Here is a 21,946-nt window from a genome sequence, read left to right as displayed (position 1 = left end):
TTTACCACCTCATCGTCGTCGCTTCGGTTACGTCCACGTCCTTGAAGTTGCGATACAACACGAGGATGATGCCGATGCCGACCGCGACCTCCGCGGCCGCCAGCGCCAGCGTGAACAGGCTGAACGTCTGGCCCGTCAGGTTGCCGTGGAAGTTCGAGAACGCCACGAGGTTGATGTTCGCCGCGTTCAGCAGCAACTCCACGCTCATCAGGAACAGCAGCGCGTTCCGACGGGTCAGGATGCCGAACACGCCGATGGCGAAGACGGCGGCCGAGAGCAGGAGGTAGTACTGTACCGGTACCATCACTGCTCACCTCCGTCGCGTTCGGTTCCACCGTCGGACCTCCGGTCCGACGAGGTTCGAGAAGCGTCGGTTCTCTCACCGCCGTCGGCGACGACGTCGCCGGGCGAGGGTTCCTGCTCGACCGCGTCCGAGCGCAGGGCGGACGTGATTTCGCCGCCGTCGTCGCGCCGGGCCAGCATGACCGCGCCGACCAGCGCGGCGACCAGCACGAGGTCGATAATCTCGAACGTGACGAGCATTCCCTCGCTCGGCACGGCGTTCTGTGCGCCGATGTTGAACATCGCGTAGCCGATGCTGGCGGTAATCGAGGCTCCGTCGGGGAAGCCGGCGGCCTCGCCGAACTCCGCGCCGACGAAGATCCACGCCATCACCGCGAAAAGCGCGAGTGCGGCTACACCGGGCCACTTGCGGCCTCTGTCGTCGATTTCGCTGTTACTCATATGTCGGTCACCTCCTCCGTCTCTGTCTTGGCCTGGCGCGTGAGCATCACGGCGAACGTGATGAGGACGAGCACCCCGCCCACGTAGACGAGCACCTGCATCGCTGCGAGGAACTCCGCCTGTAACATCACGTAGTGAACCGCGACGGAAAGCAACGCGACACCCAGCAGTAACGCCGAGTGCCACACGTCCCGCGCCAGGACGACGCCCAGACTGCTCGCTATCGTGACGAGAGCGAACAGCCCGAACGTGAGTAGTTCGTATACCATTTCAGTCACCTTGAAATTCTCGTATTCGTCCTTTTAACGTTTCGAGACTGGACTACTGATAGTCCACCTCGCCCTCGCCCTCGCCGATCCACGCGCCGCGGTCGGGTTCGCGGGATTCGAGGGGGTCTAAGTCCTTGTACCACGGGACGTTCTTCAACTGCTCTTTGTTGTACACGAGGTCGTCTTTGGTGTCGCCCGTGAACTCGAAGTTCTCGGTCAGCAGGATGGCGTCCACCGGGCAGACCTCCTCGCACAGCCGACAGTAGATGCACTGTCCGATGTGGAGGTTGTACTGTTCGCCGTTGCGCTGGTCGTCCTGAACGATCTGAATCGTGTCGTTCGGACAGACGTTCTCGCACTGCCGACACCAGATGCAGCGCTCTTGGCTGAACTTGTGGACCCCGCGGAATCGGGGGCTTACTTCGGGTGCCACGTCGGGGTACTCGACCGTGAACGTGGACCCGTCCAGTGCGTGCTTCAGCGTGGTTGCCATTGACTTGAGGACTCCGATCATTAGAGCATCACCCCAACGATGACGGCCGTCAGGACGAGGTTAGCGAAGCTCAGCACGAGCATGCCCTTCCAGCCGATTTCGATGAGTTGGTCGATGCGGACGCGCGGCACGGCCGACCGCGCCCACTGCGTGAACAGGAAGACGGCCCAGATCTTGATGAGGAACCAGACGAACCCGGGAAGCACCGGGCCTGCGGGGCCGCCGAGGAAGAAGGTCGTGATGATTGCGCCGCCGAGGAAGATGTGGATGAACTCGCCCATGTAGAACAGGACGAAGTAGATGCTCGAGTACTCGGTCATGTACCCGGCCACGATCTCGGTCGGCGCCTCGGGGATGTCGAACGGGTTGCGTCCGACCTCCGCGAGGTTCGCCACCACGAACAGCACGAACGCGAACGGGTTGACGAACGCGAACCACGACGGGATGGTGATGCCGGCGACCGTCACCAGCGGCTCTGCCTGCTGGGCGACGATCTCGCTCATCTGGAGCGTCCCGGTGAACAGGATGACCGACGCCGCGGTGACGACCAGCGGAATCTCGTAGGCGATGTTCTGCGCGATGGCGCGCAGACCGCCCATCAGCGAGTACTTGTTGTTCGAGGCGTAGCCCGCCATCGCCAGTCCGAGCGTCGCGATGGACGCGGCCGCGAAGATGTAGGCGGCCCCGGTTTCGGGGTCGGCCAACTGCAGGTTGATGCCGAAAATCGACCCCATCGGGACGACCGCGAACCCGACCAGCGCCGAGGACGCCAGCACGATGGGCGCGAGGTCGTACGCCGGACGGTCGACGCCGTCCGGAATGATGAGCTCCTTGGCCATCAACTGGACCGCGGCGGCCGGGATGATGAGCAGGCCCGCGGGACCGATGCGGTTGACTGCGATGCGGTCGGTGAACGACGCGGTTATCTTCCGCTTGGCCCACGGACCGGCGACCCCGGCGTTCGCCAGCATGATGTTCGCGATGAGAAACGCCCCGAGGAAGGCCGCGATGGCTTCCTGCCAGACGGCCAACTCGGACCCGAACAGCACTCTGCCGATGGTCTCGGGGAGCAAGGTCGGTTCGGACTGTAGCGGGACGAACCCGGTCATCAGCGGTCCACCTCCCCGAGAATCACGTCGAGGCTACCCAGTGCGGCCACGAGGTCCGGGACGTACTCGCCCTCGGCCATCGCCTCCAGCGAGTGGAGGTTGTTGAAACAGGGGCTCCGAATCTTGAACCGGCCGGGCTTGTCGGTGCCGTCCGACCGGATGTAGATGCCGAGTTCGCCCTTCGCGCCTTCGACGGCGCGGTAGACCTCGGTGTCGGGGTCGGGCTTGAGCGTCCGGGGGACGTTCGCCTGAATGTTGCGCTCGTCCTCCGGCCAGTCCTCCAGAATGTCGACACACTGGCTGATGATTTTCGCGGACTCCTCGACCTCGCGCATGCGGACGAGCAGGCGAGCGAAGTTGTCACAGCCGTCTTCGGTGACGACGTCCCAGTCGAGTTCGTCGTAGTAGCCGTAGGGGTCGTCGCGGCGCAGGTCGTAATCGATGCCCGACCCGCGGGCGACCGGACCGGTACAGCCGTACTGCTTGGCCGTCTCGGGTTCGAGGACGCCGGTGTCGATGGTGCGCGTCTGGAAGATTTCGTTGCCCGTGATGAGGTCGTGGTACTCTTCGAGGGTTTCGGGCAGGTCGTCGATGAAGTCCCGAATCTTGCCGAAGAACTCCTCGCGGGGCTCGGGCAGGTCCCAGACGACCCCGCCGAGTCGGAAGTAGTTGAACATCATGCGCTGGCCGGTGAGGTCCTCCAGAATGTTCTGGACCTTCTCGCGGTCGCGCATGGCGTACATGAAGATGGCCGTGAAGTCGCCGTAGATGTCCAGACAGAACGTACCGAGCGCCAGCATGTGGGCCGCGATGCGGCACAGTTCGGCGCTCATCGTCCGGATGACTTGGGCGTACTCGGGTACCTCGATGTCGTTCAGGTCCTCCGCCACCCGGGCGTACGCCCACTCGTTGAGCAGCCCCGCCGACGAGTAGTCCCACCGGTCGGGGTAGGGCATGATCTGGTGGCGGTACGTCCCCTGCTGGCACATCTGCTCCTCACAGCGGTGGAGGTAGCCGATGTCGGGTTCGACGTCCGCGACCTGTTCGCCGTCCAGCACCGCTTTGACGTGGAGCACGCCGTGGGTCGCTGGGTGGTGGGGACCGATATTCAGGAACATCGTGTCCGACTCGGTCGTCTCGTCCGTACTGTTCGCCAGCGGATTGACGTGCTCTTTCAGCGTGACGACCTGGGGCTTGTCCTGGTCGTAGTCGGAACTCAGCGGGTGGCCCTGCCACGTCTCGGGCAGGAGGATGCGCCGGAGGTCCGGGTGGTTCTCGTAGTCGATACCCACCAAGTCGTAGGCCTCACGCTCGTGCCACTCCGCCGTCTTGTACACCGACGCCGCCGACTCGCTGGTCGGGTTCTCCGGGTCGGTGGGGACGACCACGCTGACCTCTTGGGTCCGGTCGTCGTACTTCGTCAGGTGATAGATGCTCTCGTAGCGGTCGGCGTAGTCCTGGGCGGTGAGCATCGAGAGGTGGTCGAACCCGGCCTCGTCGCGGAGGAGTTCGAGCGTCTCCTCGACCTCGTCCGGCCGGACGACGAATCCCTCGGCGTTGAGGTGGGTCTCACGTCCGAGGACGCGGTCGCCGAGCAGGTCCTCGATGGCGTCGTAGTCGACGCCTTCGACCTGTGGAAGCTCACCCTCGGGTGCTTTCTCTTGAGAACTCATGGTGAATCAGCCCAGTTGTAGCGCATGACGAGGGTGTCCTCGTCGATGTCGTCTGCGAGCTTGTCGATGAGTTCGTCCTGTTCGAGGTCGCCGAACTGCTCCAGTTCGTAGGGCTTGACCGTCACCGGAGTCGTCTCGCCGTTGGCGATGCGCTCCTGCATCTTCACGACGCCGTAGATGAGCGCCTCGGGCCGGGGCGGACAGCCGGGGACGTGGATGTCCACCGGAATGACCTCCTCGGCGCCCTTGATGACGTTGTAGCCCTCCTGGAACGGACCGCCGGATATGGCACACGACCCCATGTTCACGACGAACTTGGGCTCGGGCATCTGGTCGTAGACGCGCTTCATCCGGGGGGCGAACTTCGAGACGATGGTCCCCGGCACGATCATCACGTCGGCCTGTCGCGGCGACGCGCGCGGCACGCCCGACCCGAATCGGTCGAGGTCGTGCTTGACCGCGTAGGTGTGCATCATCTCGATGCTGCAGCAGGCGATACCGAACTGCAGCATGAACATCGACGACCCCCGGACCCAGTTCATGAACTTGTCGAACTTGGTGAGGATGAACGGCGTGGAGCCGAACGCCTCTCGAAGCTTCGAGTTGAACCGGTTGTCCACGCCCTCCATCCGGGCTTCGCGGGTCTTCGTCTGCGGATCTGTGCTACCGTGAATCGTTTCCCGTGGTTCGTTGCTCATTGTCGTTCCACGCTCCGTTGCGAACGGTCGGGATTGCGTACCCACCGTACGGCACCGTTACGCCACGCCCAGCCGAGACCGATGACGAGAACGGCGATGAACAGCAGCATCGGGGCCAGCGCCTTCGTCAGCCCGACGCCCTCCATCGAGACCGCGCTCCTGTAGATGACCGTCCAAGGGAAGATGAGGACGGTCTCGATGTCGAAGACGACGAACAGCAGCGCGACCATGTAGTACTGTATGTTGAATCGGACTCGCGTGCCGCCCGTCGGCACCTCGCCGCTCTCGTAGGTGGCGGTTTTACCTTTCTCGGGCACGGTCGGCCGGAGCAGGCTGGAGACCGCCATCATCCCGAGCGGTATCAACAGCCCCACCAGCGCTAACGCGCCAATAGCTATCCATGGATTCATGCCGATATTCTCCTACCATCCCGAGATTATGAGCGCACCCTCATAAGCGTTGATTCTTGCGATTCGGACGAATCTGGCCGCCTCAACCCCCGTTCGTCGGCTTGGCGCTTTCTGTCGGGAAAGGGGATATTTCGTGTCGGAGGCGTCGTTCCGACGGGGAGCGTCTTCGGAACCGACACAGCGCGATACCACGTCAGTGACATTAAGCCGACCGAACCGGGGAAAAGCGGTGCGAAACGGTCGAAGGCGTCGAGTTCGGGGTCGGTTCGGCCGACTCGCGTCGGTCGGTCCGGCGGGGTCCAACGCCGTGCGGCCTCCTCCCGAAGTTGGCGGAGTATATAAATCACCGCCCGGCCGGGGGTCGTCTGCGGTCGGGCGCGGCACCGCCGGCGTCACGCTCGTACGCACGGAGAAAATCGAAGGGAAACGAAACCGGAGGCGAACGGGAGTCGTCTCACGCCAGCGCCACCGACTGAAATCCGAAACGAGCGATTACGTCGGGGTCGAGTCGGTCACTCTCTGGAATCGCGGAAGCCCGGCGTTCCCTCCTCGTGAAGTCGTCGCGACACCTCCGCGACGCCCTCCTGCAAGTCGTCGTGGTACTCGACCAGTCGGTCGCGCAACTCGTCGTGTTGGCGCGAGAGCATCTGGACGGCCGACAGCGCCGCGTTGAACGACTTGCCCGCGTCCACCGCGACGATGGGTGCGCCGGTCGGCATCCCGACCACGGAGGGAAGCGACTTCTCTTGGACCGGCACGCCGACTACCGGAAGCGGGTACGCCAGCGAGGCGGTCATGTTCGGCAGGTCGGCGGACTTGCCGCCGGCGCCCGCGATAATCACGTCCAGTCCGCGCTCTTCGGCCGTCTCGGCGTAGGCGTACATCAGTTCGGGCGTGCGGTGGGCCGACACCACGTACGTCTCGAAGGTGAACCGCGCCTCGGGCGGGTCGTCGTAGTCGGTCACTTCCTCGAATCCCAGTTCGGTTAGTGCGTCGTAGGCCCCGGGTCGTCCGTCTTCCGACCCCGCCATCACGTCGAGGTCCGAGTCGCTCCCCATCACGACGCCGATTTCCGGCGTCTCCTCGGGGTCTCTGTCTCGCTGTGCCTCCGCTCGCAGGTCGTCGATGAGTCGCCGAAGTTCGCTGTCGCTCATTGGAACGTCACCTCCTCGCGCAGGTCGCTCGCCGCGTCGAGCAGTTCGTCGGTCGATTCGCCGTCTCGCTGAACGAGCGTGAAGTGGCCCATCTTCCGGAGGGGATACACCTCGTGTTTGCCGTACCAGTGGAGACTCGCGCCCGGATAGCTCAGAATCGCGTCGTCGCCCGAAGGCTCGGCCCGCCGGCGTTCGTCCACGTCGCCCAGAACGTTGGCCGACACCACCGGACACCGGAGGTCGGTCGCGCCGAGCGGTCGCCCCGTCACGGCGCGGGCGTGTTGCTCGAACTGAGAGGTCAGCGCGCCCTCGATGGTGTAGTGACCCGAGTTGTGGGGCCGGGGAGCGATTTCGTTGACCAGAATCTCGCCCTCGCTTGCTCGCGGTTCGTCACCGCTTGCGTTCGAGGCGCTCCGCGCCTCGCTCGTCTCGAACAGTTCGATGCCGTAGACGCCCCGTCCCGACAGCATCTCCAGTACGTCCTCGGCCACGTCGCGGGCGCGTTCGGCGACCGCCTCGCCGCTCCGGGCCGGAACGACCGTCTCGCGCAGAATCTCCTCGCGGTGGACGTTCTCGCCGAGCGGGAACGTCGCAGTTTCGCCGTCCGTCCCCTTTACACCGATAATCGACACCTCGCGCTCGAAGTCGACGAACTCCTCGACCACCGCGCCGCCCTCGACCGCCGACAGCGCCTCGTCCACGTCGCTCTCGTCGGTTATGGGGACGTTACCTCGGCCGTCGTAGCCGCCCTCGCGGGCCTTGAGCATGACGGGGTAGCCGAACGCCTCGACCGCGGCCTCCAGGTCCTCGCGGTCGTCGACCTGTCGGAACTCGGGCACCGGAACCCCGGCGTCCCGCAGGGCGCGGTTCTGCACTAACTTATCCTGAATCGTCCGGAGCGTCTCGGGGTCGGGGTTGACGGGCACGTCGTACTCGTCTCCGACCGCCTCCAGCAGGTCGGGGTCGGCCAACTCGATTTCGTAGGTCAAGTAGTCCGCGCGCGCGGCCAACTCCTGAACGCCGTCCTCGTCGTCGAAGTCGCCGACGATTTGGTCGCGAGCGACCGGTGAGGCCGGGCACTCGGGCGTGGGGTCGAGGACGACCACCTCGACTCCGAGCGGCGCGGCCGCCTCCGCCAGCATCCGACCGAGCTGTCCCCCGCCGACGACGCCGAGCGTCTCTGTGTCGGTCATCTGGGCGGAGATTGTAGACGCCCCTGCATAAGATTTGCCAACTCGGGCGGTAGTTGTACAAGAACGTGGTGTGACGACGGGCGAGGTCGGTCAGTTCGACCCGCCGCTCTCGTTCGCCGTACCGCTACTCTCGTTCGCCGCGCCGCCGCCTCGACTCCCCGGCGGCAGGGCGTCCTCGTCCACGAAGAAGACCGTCTCGCTCCCCCAGAGGGTCAGTTCCTCCTCGAAGGCCCGGTAGCCGTCGAGTCGCTGGGCGACCGCCTCGCGGTCGCCGGCGCGGGCGACGACAACGGGCGGCGGGTTCGACCCGACCTCCTGTAAGTCGGTCGTGCTGTCTACCTTCGCGCCGTACATCTCGGTGTACCACGGGAGCGGCAGGCGGTCGTACCACCCGCCACCCGCGGCCCACCTGTCGTTCTTCGACTCGTTGGCGACGTAGAAGTCAGACCCGTAGTACAGCACGTCGGTCCCCTCGTTGTGCGTCGCGGCGTAGCGCACGCGTTCGAGCGTCGGCCGGAGGCCCTCGGCGGGTTGGCCGTACTGGACGAGCGCGTTCCGGTCCGATTCGGCGTCGTCGAGGTACTGGTCGGCCGGATGCATGTAGGTCGTGGTGGCCGCGGTGGTCGCCACTTGCCCGGAGACCAGCAACACGAGCAGGGCCGCGAGCGTCGCGCTCACGGCGTCGCCGTCCGTCACCGCTTCGCTTCCCCACCGGACGAGGACGGCGAGGCCGACGCCCGCGGGAATCGCCAGCGGAACCACCGCGTGGACGACCTCCCACGGGAAGGCGTTCTCCACGATGACGGGGTAGCCGAGGATGCTGACGAACCCCCAGTAGAACGTGAACGCCACCACGTCGCGGGGCTTGTCGCCGACGTAGCGGTCGACGAGGAAGCCGACGCCCGCCAGCGCCAGCAGCGCGGCCGAACTCTTCCAGAGGACCGCCCCGAGCGTCTTGAACGTGTCGAGGTACGACTTCTGGTTACCCTCGCCCCACTTGCCCACGAACGACTCCCACGACCCGAGCGTCGCCTCCTCGATTACCGCGGGGAACGTGGCGGGGTTCGAGAACGCTTTCCAGAGGCCGGGTTCGGGGATGCCCCGTGACCGCGGCGCGTAGAAGAAGACGACCACCGCGAAGAAGAAGAGGAGACCGAGGACGAGGTGAAGCACCCACCGAATAGCCCGCGGAGAGTCCATCGTCTTGCGGACCTGTTCGCGCAGGAACGCCTTCCGGTCGTCGGCCCCCGCGACGAGTTGGAGTCGGTGGTCGAGCAGTAGGACCGCCGCGCCGACCCACGTCACGACGTAGACCAGCACGTTCTCCTTGGTGGTGAACGCCAGTCCGAGCATCAGCGTCCCGGCGTAGAGGTAGCGCGGCTTGTGAGTGTCGAACAGGCGGACGTAGAAGGCGAGGGCGTACACCATGAACGCCGCGAGCAGCACGTCGTTGCGCATGAACCGCGAGTAGTAGAGGATGATGGGGTTGGCCGCGAAGAAGAGACCCACGCCTATCATCTCGACTCGGCCGAGGCGCTCGCGGAACAGCCACGCCGTCAGCGGGAGCAGTCCCGACACCACCGCGACCGGCACCCGGGCCACGAAGTCGCTCGCGCCGAACAGTTGGAACAGGTACTTGTTGACGTGATAGAGGAACGGCCCGTGGATGACCGCGTGGTACTCCCAGATGCCGTTCTCGGCGTAGCGCTGAATCCAGTAGCCGACCCGGCCCTCGTCCCAGTGGAACACCCGCGACCCGAGCGCGAAGAAGCGAAGCGACAGCGACAGCAGCGTCACCGCCAGCACCGCGACCCCGGTGCGGGTCCCGACCGCCCGCCCGAACGCGCTCACGGACTCCGGCGTCCACCGCCGGGCGCTCGCGGACTTCTCGTCTGCAGTCATGTTTTCCGAATCCATCCCGAGGGATACAAGTTTTCCGGAGAACGGTAGTTCTTTTACTCGGCCAAACCTCGACCCCGACATGGTTTCGCTCGGTCTCGTCGTCTCGCGGTTCAACCGCGAAGTAACCGACCAGATGGAAGAACACGCCCACGAGGCCGCCGCCGACCGGGGGGCCGAGGTGGTCGAGACTCGCCACGTCCCCGGTGCGTACGACTCCCCGCTCGCGGCCGACCGGTTGGCCCGGCGCGAGGACGTCGACGCGGTGGCGGTGGTCGGGACCATCGTGACCGGCGACACCGAACACGACCGCGTCATCGCCGACGCCGCCGCACAGGGCCTGACCGACGTGAGCCTCGACCGCGACACGCCCGTCACCTTCGGCGTGAGCGGACCGGGGATGTCGGGAGCGGAGGCCCGCGAGCGTGTGGAGAAGGGCAAGGAAGCGGTGGACGCGGCAGTCGAACTCGCGGAGGAACTCTAACATGCACTTTTCAGACCGAATCCAACGAGTCGAACCGAGCGCGACGCTGGCCATCAGCAACCTCGCGGCCGAACTGGAGGCCGAGGGCGCGGACGTAGTGGACCTGAGCGTCGGCGAACCCGACTTCCCGACGCCCGAGAACGTCGTGGACGCAGGACAGGAGGCGATGGACGCGGGCCACACGGGCTACACCTCCTCGAACGGCATCGCCGGACTCCGCGAGGCCATCGCGGAGAAGTTGCGGGCCGACGGACTCGACCACGAGGCCGAGAACGTTATCGTCACGCCGGGCGCCAAGCAGGCGCTCTACGAGACCGTCCAGACCCTCGTGGACGACGGCGACGAGGTCGTCCTGCTCGACCCCGCGTGGGTCTCCTACGAGGCGATGGTCAAACTCGCCGGCGGGGACCTGACCCGAGTGGACCTCGCGCCCCACGACTTCCAACTCGAACCCGCGCTCGACGAACTCGGCGACGCGATGTCCGACGAGACCGAACTGCTCGTGGTCAACTCGCCCAACAACCCGACGGGCGCGGTCTACTCCGACGAGGCGCTCGCGGGCGTCCGGGACCTCGCGGTCGAACACGACGTGACCGTCGTCAGCGACGAAATCTATCAGGAGATTACCTACGGGCCGGAACCGACCAGTCTCGGCACCTTCGACGGGATGGCCGACCGGACCGTCACGGTCAACGGCTTCTCGAAGGCCTACTCGATGACAGGGTGGCGACTCGGCTACTTCGCCGGGCCGGAGGAACTGATTTCGGAGGCCGGAAAGCTCCACTCTCACTCGGTCTCGTGCGCGACCAACTTCGTCCAGCACGCGGGCATCGAGGCCCTGCGCAACACCGACGAGTCGGTCGACGAGATGGTCGAGGCGTTCGCCGAGCGCCGCGAGTTCCTGCTCGACAGACTCGACTCGGAGGGCGTCGCGGCCCCCGAACCCGACGGCGCGTTCTACCTGATGATGGAAGTCGCCGAGGACGACCAGACGTGGTGCGAGGACGCGCTGGAGGAGGCCCACGTCGCCACCGTCCCGGGGAGCGCGTTCGGCGCGCCGGGGTACGCCCGCATCTCCTACGCCAACAGCAAGGAGCGCATCGGCGAGGCCGTCGACCGACTCGTGGACGCCGACCTGCTGTAGCCGACTCGTTTTCGCTCGGCCCGCTGCGGTTTCGACCGCCGACTCCCGTCGAGAACCCCCAGCTATCTTAAGAGTCACCCCGTCGTAGTGGCGATAGCTGTCATGTACGACACCATTCTCGTCCCCACCGACGGGAGCGACCACGCCGAACGCGCCGCGGAACACGCGTTCGACATCGCGCGTCGGTTCGACGCCACGATTCACCTCGTCAACGTCGTCGACGTGGAGTCCGCGGGCGGTCTGTTGAGCGCCGGCGGCGTGAGCGAGGAGTTCGTCGACCGACTCGAAGACCGCGCCCGCGAGACGGTTTCGGCGGTCGAGTGACTCGCAACCCCCGACGACGACGTTCACACGGCGGTCGTCAGGGGCAGGCCCGCGGAGGCAATCCTCGACTACGCCGCCGAGGAGGAAGCCGACCTCGTGTTCATGGGAACCCACGGCCGGACCGGCCTGAACCGCTACGTCACCGGGAGCGCGACCGAACGCGTCGTCCGCCTCGCGGACGTGCCGGTGTTCACTGTCCAAGCGACCGAACGGAGCGTCGTCGGCGACGGCTACGAGGACGTGCTGATTCCGACCGACGGGAGCGAGTGCGCGGAACTCGCGGTCGAACACGGTCTCGCCATCGCTCAGCGGTACGACGCGACCGTCCACGCGGTCAGCGTCGTCGACCTCCGGGCCGTGGCGGCCGGCGGCGACGCCGGTGGCGTCCCCGAAGCCGAGGTGTTGCCCACGACCGAAACCGGGGACCAACTCGACGAACGAGGAGAGAAGGCCACCGAGGCGGTCGCCGAGCGCGCCCGCGAGGCGGGCCTCGACGCCGTGTCCGCGGTCCGGCAGGGAATCCCCGTGCGGGACCTCCTCGACTACACCGAGGAGAACGACGTGGACCTCGTCGCGATGGGCACCCACGGTCGGACCGGGTTCGACCGCTACTTCCTCGGAAGTACGACCGCGAAACTCGTCCGAGCGTCCGGAGTTCCGGTCTTGACGGTCCGCGCGCCCCGAGACGACGAGTGAGGCCGAGGAGTGCGGCGGAGTCGTGAACGTGGGCACGTCCGAAGCCCCGACTCCACTCGCCGCCCGAGACGACTCGACGCTCGCCGACCCCGCTTCCCTCGGGTAGAATCCATAACAGACGATAATTGACTACATTCGTAGTAACTATTTCAAAAGTTTCCTTACCCGGCGACGAGAACCGTCGGACTCGGGGAAACATGTCCACGACCGATATCGCGGGTGACGCCGGCGCCGGCCGTAACACGTTCGTCTACGTTACCGCCGCGCTGGCCGCCCTCAACGGCCTGTTGTTCGGGTTCGACACGGGCATCATCTCGGGTGCCTTCCTGTACATCAAACAGACGTTCGCGATGTCGCCGCTGGTTCGCGGCATCGTGGTCAGCGGCGCGATGGCGGGGGCCGCGGCGGGGGCCGCGCTCGGCGGGAAACTCGCCGACCGCATCGGCCGCCGACGGCTCATCCTGCTGGGCGCGGTGGTCTTCTTTATCGGGTCGTTCACGATGGCGGTCGCGCCGAACGTCCCGGTGTTGGTGCTGGGTCGACTCATCGACGGCGTCGCTATCGGCTTCGCGTCCATCGTCGGCCCGCTGTACATCTCGGAGATAGCTCCGCCGAAGATTCGCGGGGCGCTCACCTCGCTCAACCAACTCATGGTCACGGTGGGAATCCTCGCGTCCTACTTCGTGAACTACGCCTTCGCCGACGCGGGCGCGTGGCGCTGGATGCTCGGGGCCGGGATGGTCCCTGCGGTCGTCCTCGCCGTCGGGATGGTCAAGATGCCCGAGAGTCCGCGGTGGCTGTTCGAGCACGGCCGCCGCGACGAGGCGCGGGAGGTCCTCGAACGCACCCGTCAGGGCGGCGTCGAGGAGGAGTTGTCGGAAATCGAGGCGACCGTCGAAAAACAGTCGGGGACCGGACTCCGCGACCTGCTCCAGCCGTGGCTTCGTCCCGCGCTGGTCGTCGGACTGGGACTCGCGGTGTTCCAGCAGGTCACGGGCATCAACGCGGTCATGTACTACGCGCCGACGGTGCTCGAATCGACCGGCTTCGGTAGCACGACCTCGATTCTGGCGACGGTCGGCATCGGCGTCATCAACGTCGTCATGACCGTCGTGGCCATCGCGCTCATCGACCGGGTCGGGCGGCGCGCGCTGTTGCTCGTCGGGGTCGGCGGGATGGTCGTCACCCTCGGGGTCCTCGGCGGCGTATTCTACCTGCCGGGCTTCTCGGGCGCGCTCGGGTGGTTCGCCACCGGAAGCCTGATGCTGTACGTCGCCTTCTTCGCCATCGGTCTCGGGCCGGTGTTCTGGCTCCTCATCTCGGAAATCTACCCGCTGTCGGCCCGCGGAACCGCGATGGGGGCCGTGACAGTCGCCAACTGGGGCGCGAATCTGGTGGTCTCGCTGACGTTCCCGATACTGACCGCGAACGTCGGCACCGCCGCGACGTTCTGGCTGTTCGGCGGTCTCAGTGCGGTCGCGCTGGTGTTCACCTACGCCGTGGTGCCGGAGACGAAGGGCCGTTCGCTCGAGGAAATCGAGTCCGACCTCCGGGAGAACGTCGGCACCGCCGCGGAGGGTACCCGCGGCGAGTCGCCCGACGCCGCGGACGACTGAGCGCCGAGAATCGAGAGCCGGTTTCAGTCGAGGCTGAGACCGGGGTGCCACCGGTCGACGTCAGCCTCCGCCTTCTCTCGGTCCATCTGCGCCAGAAGCTTCACCGCCAGGCTCGCGGTCTCTGCCGCGCGGTTCTCGCCCTCGGTCAGGAACTCGCCGGTCTCGCGGTTGGCGAACACCGAACAGACCGCGCCCGCCCGAAGCCCGTAGATGTTGGCGAGGGTCATGATGGCGCTGGCCTCCATCTCGATGTTCTTGACGTTCGCGTCCTTGAGGTTCTCGACGAGTTCGTCGCTCCCGGCCGCCTCGAAGCCCTCGAAGCCGGGACGGCCCTGCCCGGCGTAGAAGCTGTCGGCGCTCATCGTGACGCCGGTATGGTAGTCGTAGTCGAGGCGCTCGGCGGCGGCGACGAGCGCGGAGACGACCTCGTAGTCGGCGACCGCGGGGTAGTCCTCCCGGACGTAGGCGTCGCTGGTGCCCTCCTGACGGACCCCACCGGTCGAGATGACGAGGTCGCCGACCTCCATCTCCGGTTGGATGGCGCCGCAGGAGCCGACCCGAATGAACGTGTCGACGCCGACGCGGGCCAACTCCTCGACCGCGATTGCCGCCGAGGGACTCCCGATGCCCGTCGAGGTCACGCTGATGGGCGTCCCCTCGTAGTCGCCGGTGACGGTCCGGTACTCGCGGTGCTTGGCCACCTCGTCGGCCGAGTCCCAGAACCGGGTTATCTTCTCGATGCGCTCGGGGTTGCCGGGCAGGAGGACGGCGTCGGCCACGTCGCCCTCGCCGACCTCGATGTGGTACTGCACGTCGTCGTTCGGGTCTTCGCTGTCGCCGGTCATGCCGTCTGTTGACTCGGCGGCGCGGCTTAAAGGGTTCGTCGCGTCGCCGGAATCGGGGCGGGCTACCGGAAACGAGGGGCTTTTCTCCGGGGGTCGGGAACGATTCCACGTGTCGCGCTATCGAGACGCCGGGTTGTTCGCCTTCCTCGCGGCCGCGTGGGGCGGGTCGTTCGTCGCCATCGAAGTCGGACTGGACTCGCTGCCGCCGCTATTGTTCGCGGCGTTGCGATACGACTTCGGCGCGGTCCTGCTCGTCGCGTACGCGGCGGTCGCCCGCGACCGCTGGCTACCCAGAACTCGCGGCGACTACCGGTCGATACTCGTCATCGGCGTGTTCCTCATCACCGCGGCGAACGGCCTGCTGTTCGTCGGTCAGCAGTACACGACCGGCGGAGTCGCGGCAATTCTGTACAGCCTGAATCCGGTGCTGACGACGGGATTCGCCCGGAGTCTACTACCCGACGACCGACTGTCGCCGCTCGGACTGCTCGGCCTCCTCGTCGGACTCGCCGGCGTCGCGCTGGTCGTGCGTCCCGACCCGGCGAACCTCCTCGCGGGCACGACCGGGAAGTTGCTGGTCGTCCTCTCCGCGGCCAGCGTCGCGCTCGGGAGCGTCCTCCTCCGGCGGACCGCGCCGACCGCCGACAGCGTCGCGACGACCGGGTGGGGAATGGCCGTCGGCGCGCTGTTGATGCACGGCGCGAGCCTCGTCGGTGGAGAGACGCCCCGCGTCGCCGACGTACTCGACCCGCAGGTGCTCCTGCCGTTGGGCTACCTCGCGGTGGTCGCCACCGCGGCGGCGTACGCCGTCTACTTCGGACTGTTGGAGCGCCACAGTCCGGTCCAAGTCAACCTCGTCTCCTACCTCGTTCCGATAGTGACGGCGGTGGCCGGATGGCTCCTGCTCGACGAGTCGCTGACCGCGCCGACGGTGGTCGGCTTTCTGGTCGTCCTCGTCGGATTCTCGCTCGTAAAACGCGAGGCGCTGGCAGGGTTCGTGAGTCGCCGAGCGGCTTGAGTCGTACCACCGCTCGGGGCGACCCCGCCCGGAGCGACTCCGTTCGACGGCCCGCACCGAACTCTCGACGGAATCTACTCGCCGGCTACTCCAGCATCTCCTCGGTGATAGTGTTCGGCAAGAGTTGACCGAGCGTGTACTCGGTCCGGTCGTCGCCCTCGTCGCAGACGACCGGCAGGTCGTCGTCGCAGAACTCCGCGAGCGTCTGTCTGCACATCCCACAGGGAGTGACGCCGTCCCGAGCGCCGGAACTGACCGCTAGCGCGTCGAACTCGCGGTGGCCCTCCTTGACCGCCTCGGCGACCGCGACCTCCTCGGCGTGGAGGGAGTTGCTGTAGTTGGCGTTCTCGATGTTACACCCGACGTAGACGCTCCCGTCGGCGGTCCGGAGCGCCGCGCCGACCGTGTAGTCAGAGTAGGGGACGTGTGCCCGCCCCTGCACCTCGCGGGCGGCCTCGATGAGTTCGTCCATGGTGGCGGAGATTGACGGTCGCAGGTCAAATATCTCCCGTCTGCGCGTCGCGGTTCCGGTCGCCCGACGACTGCGCTACCCCGACCTACTCGTTAGCTTCCGAGCCAATCGTTGTCGGACACGTCGTACCCGTTCCGGTTGCAGAACTTGCGCGCCCGGCGGCGGACCGGCCTCGACCCCGGTCGCTTACCGGTCGTCTCCAGTTGCTCGACTATCCAGTCGGCCACGACCGCGATTCCCTCGTCGTCGTCGTCCGGTTCGATGTCTTCGAGCGCCCGGAACGTCTTCCGGTACATCTCGTACTGCTGTTCGCGGTCGTCGGCGTCGGTTCGGGAGTCGTCGGCCTCTTCGATGCGGTCCATCGCGGATTCGATTGTCACACCGCTACGTACGGTCCCACGATAGTAAAACTCCGGACCGCTCGGAGGGTCTCGCTACTCCTCGCCCGACTCGTAGTGGTCGCCCGCCGCGTCCGGAATCCGGGTGCGGCCGACGAACGCCAGCACGACGATGACCGTCACGTACGGGATGACGCCGATGAGTTCGCTCGGGACGGAGTAGCCGAGCTGCTGGAGTCGAATCTGGAGCGCGTCGAGGCTGGCGAACAGGAACGACGCGCCGAACGCGCCCAGCGGGTTGTAGTTGCCGAAGAGGTAGGCCGTGATGCCGATCCAACCCCGGCCGTTGACCATCGTCGTGCCGCCGCCGATGAACTGTCCGACGCGGCCGAGCGCGAGTCCGGCACCGCCGAGACCCGAGAAGAACCCGGAGAGCAGGACGCCCGAGTAGCGAACCTTCCGCACGTCCACGCCCACGGTGTCGAGCGCCTTCGGGTTCTCGCCGGAGGCCTCTATCCAGCGGCCGAACGCGGTCCGGTTCAGCACGTACCACGCGGCCGGAACCGAGACGAGCATCATCACGACCGGCGGGTTCGCCTCGGCGACGAGGAGGTCGAAGTTGTTGAGCGTGGCGACCGGCGGACTGTTGACCTGCCCCCAGATGACCTTGCTGGCGAACGGCGCGAGACCGAGCGCGATGAGCCACACCGCCAGTCCCGCGATAATTTGGTCGGCCTTGAACTCGATGCAGACGACCGCGAACAGCAGGGCGAACAGCACGCTCGCCAGCACCGCGGCGACGAACCCTATCCAGAGTTGGAGTTGGGTCGGGTTCCCGCCGCTGATGGTCCCGGCTACCGCGACGGAGGTGAACGCCGAGATGATGAGCAGGCCCTCCAGCCCGATGTTGATGACGCCGCTCTTCTCGGCGAAAATGCCCCCGAGCGCCGCGAACGCGATGGGGACCGTGAGTCGGAGGACCGACCGGATGTAGTTCGCGTCCACGATGCGGACGATTTCGGACACCGGACTCTCCGGGAAGAACAGTTCGACCGCGAGCAGTGCGACGACTATCAGCACCGCGGCACCGGCGAGCCACCGCTGTTTACGAGAGGGTTCGGCGTAACTCATCGCTCGTCACCTCCTTCGTCTCCGGCGGTAGTTCCGTCTGTCGTCTCGCCCGCGCCAGTCGCGGTCTCGTCCACACCGACCGTGGTCTCGCCCGCGCCGTCGGTGGCGACAGTCGGCCGTTCGTCGCCGAACCGGAAGCGCGCCCCGACCATGCGGAAGAACTCCGGCATGGCGATGAAGAGGATGATGAGACCGCGCAGGACCCCGACCAACTGCTTGGGGACCGCGAGTTGGAACTCGATGGCGAGGCTCCCGGTCTTCAGCGCGCCGAACAGCAGCGCGGCCGGGACCACGCCGAGCGGGTTGTTGCCCGCGAGGATGGAGACCGTGATGCCGTCGAAACCCAGCGACGGGATGCCTGTCTGCCAGCGCGAGGCGACCATCAGGACGTAGACCGCGCCGCCGAGACCCGCGAGCGCGCCCGACACGCCCATGCTGGAGACCATCATGCGCTTGGAGTCGACGCCGCCGTACTCGGCGGCCTCCGGTTGGACGCCGCTGGTCCGGAGGTCGTAGCCGAACGACGTGCCGTTGAGCATCCAGTAGATGCCCGCGACGAGCGCGAGCGCGCCGACGAGCGCGAGCATCGAGAAGACGGTGCTGTCGAAGAAGACCGCCTGCAGTTGCGCGAATCCCGGAATCGACCGGGTCTGGACGGTCTGGCTCTGGGGGTCCTTGAACACCTCCGAGACGAGCGTGAACGCGACGCCCGACGCGACGAAGTTGAGCATGATGGTCGTGATAACCTCGTTGGCGTCGGCGTAGGCCTTCAGCGCGCCCGGAATCGCGCCCCAGAGACCGCCGACCAGCGCGCCGACGAGCAGGCCGACCGCGATGAGAACCAGTCCGCCGAGGACACCCACCGGGACGAACGGCGCGACCCAGAGGACCGACATCGCGGTTCCGAGCGCGCCCAACACGAGTTGGCCCTGCGTCCCGATGTTGAACATCCCGGCGCGGAACGCCACCGCGACCGAGAGACCGGTGAACAGCAGCAGCGTGGTCTCTTTGAGCGTGATGGCGAAGTTGTACGGCGGCCACGCCGCGCCGACGAGCATGACGCGGTACACCGAGACGGGGTCGTAACAGAACGACCCGACGCCGCCGAGCGCGAAGAACGGCGACTGGCAGGTCGCGACCCACCCGGAGACGAGGATGATGAACGCGCCCACGACGACCGAGAGCGCGAGCGCCGCGAAACTGATGAGGATGCGCTCGGCGGCGGAGGCGTCCACGAGGCGGGCGAGCGCGCGGTCTGCTCTGGTCTGCCACGACTCCGACCCGTCGTCTGGCGCGTCGCGGCCGTCGCCCGAGGAGTCGCTCATCGCTCACCTCCCGGAGCGTCGGCGATGCTCGGCGCGTCCTCGGGCGTCTGGCCCGCCATCAGCAGGCCGAGTTCCTCCTCGGTCACGCGGTCGGGGTCCACCACGTCCACGATTTCGCCCTCGTACATCACGCCGAGTCGGTCCGATAGCTGTTGGACCTCGTCGAGTTTCGAGGAGACGAGCAGGATGGACTTGCCCTCGCGCCGGAGGTCGAGGATGCGCTCGTGGATGAACTCGATGCTCCCCACGTCCACCCCGCGAGTCGGGTGGGAGGCGACCACGACCTCCGGGTCGCGGGCGAACTCCCGGCCGACCACGAACTTCTGCTGGTTGCCGCCCGACAGCGACTCGGCCTCGGCGTCGGCGTTCGGCGGTCGAACGTCGTACTCCTCGATGATGTCCTCGGCGTGGTCGCGCGTGCCGTCCCAGTCGATGCGACCGCCCTCGGCGAATTCGGGGGTGTGCTGGCTCCCGAGCAGGCCGTTCTCCACGAGGTCGAACTCCATGACCAGACCGCGCGCTTGGCGGTCCTCGGGCACGTAGGCCATCCCGGCGTCGATGCGCTCGCGCCGCGAGAGGTCGGTCACGTCCCGCCCGTACATCGAGACCGTCCCCTCCTCCGGCGTCGTGAGGCCGGTAATCGCTTCGACGAGTTCCGACTGGCCGTTGCCGTCCACTCCGGCGATGCCGAACACCTCGCCCTCGCGCGCGGTGAGGTCGACGTCGCCGACCTGCTCGACGCCCCGGTCGTCGGTGACTCGGAGGTCAGACACCGACAGGCCCACCTCGCCCGGTTCCACGTGGTCCTTGTCCGCTTCGAGCAGGACCTCTCGGCCGACCATCAGTTCGGCGAGTTCCTCCCTGCTCGTCGCGTCGGCGTCCACGGTGCCGACGTTCTTGCCGTCCCGGAGGACCGTGATGTCGTCGGCGGCGTCCATCGCCTCGCCCAACTTGTGCGTGATGAAGATGATGGTCTTGTCCTCGGCCGCGAGTTCGTCGAACACGCCGAACAGGTCCTCGACCTCTTGGGGCGTCAGCACCGCGGTCGGTTCGTCCAGAATCAGCACGTCCGCGCCGCCGTACAGCGCCTTCAGAATCTCGACGCGCTGTTGGACGCCGACGCTCACGTCCTCGACGCGGGCGGTCGGGTCGACGTCGAACCCGTAGCGCTCGCTGAGGTCCCGAACGTCCTGTCTGGCCTGCGCGCGGTCCATGGCGAGTCCGCCCCACTTGCGGGGTTCGTGGCCGAGGACGATGTTCTCGGCCGTGGTGAGGGTGTCGACCAGCATGAAGTGCTGGTGAATCATCCCGACCCCGGCGTCGATGGCGTCCCGCGGCGTGTCGAACTCGCGGGGTTCGCCGTGCAGGTTGACGGTCCCGCCCTCGGGTTGGTAGAGACCGTACAGTACGTTCATCAGCGTCGTCTTGCCAGCGCCGTTTTCGCCGAGGAGGGCGTGGACGCTTCCCTCCTCGACTTCGAGGTCGACCTCGTCGTTGGCGACGACGCCGGGGAATCGCTTGGTGATTCCCTGTAGGTGGACGGCTACGCTCATCTTTGGTCGGTGTTCTTGGCCTGCCCGCTTAAGCGACCCGGATTTGTGAAGGAGATTTCAGGGATAATAGGTGTTCACGGAGTCGCACTCCGCCGTTTCCCTCCCGCCCTTCGTCGCTTCCGTCGGCCGTCGCCACCTCCGCCAGTCGTCCCCGCCGGTCGTCGCCACATCCGTCGATCGTTGCCGACGGATATCGCGTCTCTCGGAAATCGTCTCCGCCGACCGCCTCCGGTCTTCGGGTCGGTCGCTACTGAGTGGTCGTCGTCTCGCGTCCGACCGCAGACGGCTTGGTCGGGACCGTTATCTCGCCGCTCACTATCTTCTGTTCGGACTGCTGGAGCGCCGACTTGACCTCTTGGGGAATCTCGGACTCCAGCGCCGAACTGTAGACCGCCTCGACGCCGTTCTTTTCGAGTCCGAGACGATTGACCGCTCCGCCCTCGAAGTTGCCGTTCGTGACGTTCCGGATGGACCGGAAGACCGCCTCGTCGACGTGTTTCACCATGCTGGCCAGAATCACGTCGGCGTACTTCGGCAGGCTTCTGGACTGGTCGGCGTCGACGCCGATGGCGTAACGGCCCTTGCTCTGGGCCGCCCTGAACACGCCGGTTCCGGTGCCGCCCGCGGCGTGGTAGATGATGTCCGCGCCGTTCTCGTACATCGAGTTGGCGATGGACTGGCCCTGCGCGGGGTCGTTCCACGCGCCGGCGTAGGCCGTCAGCACGTTCACGTCCGGGTTCGCGTGCTGGACGCCGGCCAAGTATCCCGCCTCGAACTTCTTGATGAGCGGAACCTCCTTGCCGCCGACGAACCCGACCGTGGTCTGGTCGTTGGTCTGGCCGGCGCCCGCGCTGAAGTCCATCGTCGTCATCAGGCCCGCGAGGTGGCCGACCTGGAACGACCCCTGATGCTCCTTGAACACGTAACTGGCGACGTTCGGCATCTCGACCACGGTGTCCACGACCATGAACTTCTGGTCGGAGAACCGCTGGGCGTTCTGACGGAGGGCGTCGGCCTGCACGAATCCGATGCAACAGATGAGTTCGTAGTTCGGATTCCGCGACCGGGCGAACCGCCGCTGGAGCGTCGCCACGTCGCTCGGACTCCCGGGTTCGGCGTTCTGGAACTTCACCGAGAGTTGTTCGGCCGCCCGCTGGACCCCGTCGTGGGCCATGTCGTTGAACGAGTTGTCCCCCAGTCCGCCGGTGGCGTACACCATCCCGACGTTGGTCGGGTCCTGCAAGCGTCCGACCGTCCCGAACGCGGCCGCCCCGCCCAGTGCTTGCAGAAACCGACGTCGCTGTTTTGCTTTCCCCCGCATACACACCACGTCACCATCGAACGTGATGAATCCGATG

Annotated in this window: 23 protein-coding genes and 1 pseudogene; 6 read left to right on the top strand and 18 right to left on the bottom strand. The window is 66.5% G+C overall.

All coding sequences use genetic code 11. The features are described 5' to 3' along the window. Position 1 precedes the first annotated feature (1 nt). From nuoK to M0R89_RS13450, 11 genes are all read right to left on the bottom strand, one after another. The gene (gene nuoK, locus M0R89_RS13500) at positions 2–304 is read right to left on the bottom strand and encodes an NADH-quinone oxidoreductase subunit NuoK (protein WP_248649604.1); all 303 of its coding nucleotides are present in this window, start codon (positions 302–304) and stop codon (positions 2–4) included. Then, positions 304–744: an NADH-quinone oxidoreductase subunit J family protein gene (locus tag M0R89_RS13495; RefSeq protein WP_248649603.1), complete on the bottom strand. Its 441-nt coding sequence runs from the start codon at positions 742–744 to the stop codon at positions 304–306. Before M0R89_RS13495 ends, nuoK begins: the two co-directional genes overlap by 1 nt. After that, positions 741–1,013: an NADH-quinone oxidoreductase subunit J gene (locus tag M0R89_RS13490; RefSeq protein WP_248652274.1), complete on the bottom strand. Its 273-nt coding sequence runs from the start codon at positions 1,011–1,013 to the stop codon at positions 741–743. Before M0R89_RS13490 ends, M0R89_RS13495 begins: the two co-directional genes overlap by 4 nt. 52 nt (positions 1,014–1,065) lie before the next feature. Continuing rightward, positions 1,066–1,527: a NuoI/complex I 23 kDa subunit family protein gene (locus M0R89_RS13485; RefSeq protein ID WP_248649602.1), complete on the bottom strand. Its 462-nt coding sequence runs from the start codon at positions 1,525–1,527 to the stop codon at positions 1,066–1,068. Beyond that, positions 1,527–2,615 carry a complex I subunit 1/NuoH family protein gene (locus M0R89_RS13480; protein ID WP_248649601.1) on the bottom strand — a complete coding sequence of 363 codons (1,089 nt, stop codon included), beginning with the start codon at positions 2,613–2,615 and terminating at the stop codon, positions 1,527–1,529. Before M0R89_RS13480 ends, M0R89_RS13485 begins: the two co-directional genes overlap by 1 nt. After that, positions 2,615–4,288 (bottom strand): NADH-quinone oxidoreductase subunit D, encoded by a 1,674-nt coding sequence (locus M0R89_RS13475; protein WP_248649600.1) that lies wholly within the window; start codon positions 4,286–4,288, stop codon positions 2,615–2,617. The genes M0R89_RS13480 and M0R89_RS13475 overlap by 1 nt, the downstream gene beginning before the upstream one ends. After that, positions 4,285–4,986, bottom strand: coding sequence for an NADH-quinone oxidoreductase subunit B (locus M0R89_RS13470; protein WP_248649599.1), 702 nt, complete (start codon positions 4,984–4,986; stop codon positions 4,285–4,287). Before M0R89_RS13470 ends, M0R89_RS13475 begins: the two co-directional genes overlap by 4 nt. After that, a complete protein-coding gene (locus tag M0R89_RS13465) occupies positions 4,983–5,396 on the bottom strand; it encodes an NADH-quinone oxidoreductase subunit A (RefSeq protein ID WP_248649598.1) in 414 nt (137 codons plus the stop codon). Before M0R89_RS13465 ends, M0R89_RS13470 begins: the two co-directional genes overlap by 4 nt. A gap of 512 nt (positions 5,397–5,908) precedes the next feature. Beyond that, on the bottom strand, positions 5,909–6,550 hold the full coding sequence (purE, locus tag M0R89_RS13460) for a 5-(carboxyamino)imidazole ribonucleotide mutase (protein WP_248649597.1): 642 nt from the start codon (positions 6,548–6,550) through the stop codon (positions 5,909–5,911). Then, positions 6,547–7,755 (bottom strand): 5-(carboxyamino)imidazole ribonucleotide synthase, encoded by a 1,209-nt coding sequence (locus M0R89_RS13455; RefSeq protein WP_256478555.1) that lies wholly within the window; start codon positions 7,753–7,755, stop codon positions 6,547–6,549. The genes purE and M0R89_RS13455 overlap by 4 nt, the downstream gene beginning before the upstream one ends. 78 nt (positions 7,756–7,833) lie before the next feature. After that, positions 7,834–9,645 carry a flippase activity-associated protein Agl23 gene (locus tag M0R89_RS13450; protein ID WP_248649595.1) on the bottom strand — a complete coding sequence of 604 codons (1,812 nt, stop codon included), beginning with the start codon at positions 9,643–9,645 and terminating at the stop codon, positions 7,834–7,836. Between the two features lie 79 nt (positions 9,646–9,724). Here M0R89_RS13450 and ribH point away from each other — a divergent pair, with 79 nt between their 5' ends. From ribH to M0R89_RS13430, 5 genes and pseudogenes are all read left to right on the top strand, one after another. After that, positions 9,725–10,126 carry a 6,7-dimethyl-8-ribityllumazine synthase gene (gene ribH, locus M0R89_RS13445; protein WP_248649594.1) on the top strand — a complete coding sequence of 134 codons (402 nt, stop codon included), beginning with the start codon at positions 9,725–9,727 and terminating at the stop codon, positions 10,124–10,126. 1 nt (position 10,127) lies between these two features. Next, positions 10,128–11,270 (top strand): pyridoxal phosphate-dependent aminotransferase, encoded by a 1,143-nt coding sequence (locus tag M0R89_RS13440; RefSeq protein WP_248649593.1) that lies wholly within the window; start codon positions 10,128–10,130, stop codon positions 11,268–11,270. Positions 11,271–11,372: 102 nt separating this feature from the next. Then, positions 11,373–11,780 (top strand): annotated as a pseudogene (locus M0R89_RS23450) (universal stress protein); the annotation flags it as partial. Continuing rightward, positions 11,775–12,290 (top strand): universal stress protein, encoded by a 516-nt coding sequence (locus M0R89_RS23445; protein ID WP_368408875.1) that lies wholly within the window; start codon positions 11,775–11,777, stop codon positions 12,288–12,290. The pseudogene M0R89_RS23450 and the gene M0R89_RS23445, both read left to right, overlap by 6 nt. A gap of 197 nt (positions 12,291–12,487) precedes the next feature. Beyond that, on the top strand, positions 12,488–13,906 hold the full coding sequence (locus tag M0R89_RS13430; RefSeq protein ID WP_248649592.1) for a sugar porter family MFS transporter: 1,419 nt from the start codon (positions 12,488–12,490) through the stop codon (positions 13,904–13,906). A gap of 23 nt (positions 13,907–13,929) precedes the next feature. Here M0R89_RS13430 and M0R89_RS13425 read toward each other — a convergent pair whose 3' ends face one another. After that, complete coding sequence (locus M0R89_RS13425) at positions 13,930–14,751, bottom strand: nucleoside phosphorylase (protein WP_248649591.1); 822 nt, start codon at positions 14,749–14,751, stop codon at positions 13,930–13,932. 109 nt (positions 14,752–14,860) lie between these two features. Between M0R89_RS13425 and M0R89_RS13420 the strand changes: the two genes are divergently transcribed. Next, positions 14,861–15,769 (top strand): DMT family transporter, encoded by a 909-nt coding sequence (locus tag M0R89_RS13420; RefSeq protein WP_248649590.1) that lies wholly within the window; start codon positions 14,861–14,863, stop codon positions 15,767–15,769. 85 nt (positions 15,770–15,854) lie between these two features. Here the strand turns inward: M0R89_RS13420 and cdd are convergent, their stop codons facing one another. From cdd to M0R89_RS13390, 6 genes are all read right to left on the bottom strand, one after another. After that, positions 15,855–16,241 (bottom strand): cytidine deaminase, encoded by a 387-nt coding sequence (gene cdd, locus M0R89_RS13415; RefSeq protein ID WP_248649589.1) that lies wholly within the window; start codon positions 16,239–16,241, stop codon positions 15,855–15,857. Between the two features lie 92 nt (positions 16,242–16,333). Beyond that, the gene (locus M0R89_RS13410) at positions 16,334–16,621 is read right to left on the bottom strand and encodes a hypothetical protein (protein WP_248649588.1); all 288 of its coding nucleotides are present in this window, start codon (positions 16,619–16,621) and stop codon (positions 16,334–16,336) included. A 54-nt stretch (positions 16,622–16,675) separates the two neighbouring features. Continuing rightward, positions 16,676–17,710, bottom strand: coding sequence for an ABC transporter permease (locus M0R89_RS13405; RefSeq protein WP_248649587.1), 1,035 nt, complete (start codon positions 17,708–17,710; stop codon positions 16,676–16,678). Continuing rightward, positions 17,707–19,035 (bottom strand): ABC transporter permease, encoded by a 1,329-nt coding sequence (locus M0R89_RS13400; protein ID WP_248649586.1) that lies wholly within the window; start codon positions 19,033–19,035, stop codon positions 17,707–17,709. The genes M0R89_RS13405 and M0R89_RS13400 overlap by 4 nt, the downstream gene beginning before the upstream one ends. Beyond that, positions 19,032–20,588: an ABC transporter ATP-binding protein gene (locus tag M0R89_RS13395; RefSeq protein ID WP_248649585.1), complete on the bottom strand. Its 1,557-nt coding sequence runs from the start codon at positions 20,586–20,588 to the stop codon at positions 19,032–19,034. The genes M0R89_RS13400 and M0R89_RS13395 overlap by 4 nt, the downstream gene beginning before the upstream one ends. Before the next feature lie 247 nt (positions 20,589–20,835). Next, positions 20,836–21,909, bottom strand: coding sequence for a BMP family lipoprotein (locus M0R89_RS13390; RefSeq protein WP_248649584.1), 1,074 nt, complete (start codon positions 21,907–21,909; stop codon positions 20,836–20,838). Positions 21,910–21,946: the final 37 nt, after the last annotated feature.

Origin of the sequence: Halorussus limi (assembly GCF_023238205.1) — an archaeon.
Taxonomy (GTDB): Archaea; Halobacteriota; Halobacteria; order Halobacteriales; family Haladaptataceae; genus Halorussus; species Halorussus limi.
This window is presented reverse-complemented; position numbering and strand designations above follow the sequence as displayed.

What these genes read in the sequence shown, in the direction of transcription:
- M0R89_RS13490 (WP_248652274.1), bottom strand. Translation starts at nt 1,013, where the DNA reads ATGGTATACGAACTACTCACGTTCGGGCTGTTCGCTCTCGTCACGATA.
- purE (WP_248649597.1), bottom strand. Translation starts at nt 6,550, where the DNA reads ATGAGCGACAGCGAACTTCGGCGACTCATCGACGACCTGCGAGCGGAG.
- M0R89_RS13425 (WP_248649591.1), bottom strand. Translation starts at nt 14,751, where the DNA reads ATGACCGGCGACAGCGAAGACCCGAACGACGACGTGCAGTACCACATC.
- M0R89_RS13395 (WP_248649585.1), bottom strand. Translation starts at nt 20,588, where the DNA reads ATGAGCGTAGCCGTCCACCTACAGGGAATCACCAAGCGATTCCCCGGC.
- M0R89_RS13470 (WP_248649599.1), bottom strand. Translation starts at nt 4,986, where the DNA reads ATGAGCAACGAACCACGGGAAACGATTCACGGTAGCACAGATCCGCAG.
- M0R89_RS13405 (WP_248649587.1), bottom strand. Translation starts at nt 17,710, where the DNA reads ATGAGTTACGCCGAACCCTCTCGTAAACAGCGGTGGCTCGCCGGTGCC.
- ribH (WP_248649594.1), top strand. Translation starts at nt 9,725, where the DNA reads ATGGTTTCGCTCGGTCTCGTCGTCTCGCGGTTCAACCGCGAAGTAACC.
- M0R89_RS13400 (WP_248649586.1), bottom strand. Translation starts at nt 19,035, where the DNA reads ATGAGCGACTCCTCGGGCGACGGCCGCGACGCGCCAGACGACGGGTCG.
- M0R89_RS13450 (WP_248649595.1), bottom strand. Translation starts at nt 9,645, where the DNA reads ATGACTGCAGACGAGAAGTCCGCGAGCGCCCGGCGGTGGACGCCGGAG.
- M0R89_RS13465 (WP_248649598.1), bottom strand. Translation starts at nt 5,396, where the DNA reads ATGAATCCATGGATAGCTATTGGCGCGTTAGCGCTGGTGGGGCTGTTG.
- M0R89_RS13440 (WP_248649593.1), top strand. Translation starts at nt 10,128, where the DNA reads ATGCACTTTTCAGACCGAATCCAACGAGTCGAACCGAGCGCGACGCTG.
- M0R89_RS13485 (WP_248649602.1), bottom strand. Translation starts at nt 1,527, where the DNA reads ATGATCGGAGTCCTCAAGTCAATGGCAACCACGCTGAAGCACGCACTG.
- cdd (WP_248649589.1), bottom strand. Translation starts at nt 16,241, where the DNA reads ATGGACGAACTCATCGAGGCCGCCCGCGAGGTGCAGGGGCGGGCACAC.
- M0R89_RS13475 (WP_248649600.1), bottom strand. Translation starts at nt 4,288, where the DNA reads ATGAGTTCTCAAGAGAAAGCACCCGAGGGTGAGCTTCCACAGGTCGAA.
- M0R89_RS13480 (WP_248649601.1), bottom strand. Translation starts at nt 2,615, where the DNA reads ATGACCGGGTTCGTCCCGCTACAGTCCGAACCGACCTTGCTCCCCGAG.
- M0R89_RS13495 (WP_248649603.1), bottom strand. Translation starts at nt 744, where the DNA reads ATGAGTAACAGCGAAATCGACGACAGAGGCCGCAAGTGGCCCGGTGTA.
- nuoK (WP_248649604.1), bottom strand. Translation starts at nt 304, where the DNA reads ATGGTACCGGTACAGTACTACCTCCTGCTCTCGGCCGCCGTCTTCGCC.
- M0R89_RS13430 (WP_248649592.1), top strand. Translation starts at nt 12,488, where the DNA reads ATGTCCACGACCGATATCGCGGGTGACGCCGGCGCCGGCCGTAACACG.
- M0R89_RS13390 (WP_248649584.1), bottom strand. Translation starts at nt 21,909, where the DNA reads ATGCGGGGGAAAGCAAAACAGCGACGTCGGTTTCTGCAAGCACTGGGC.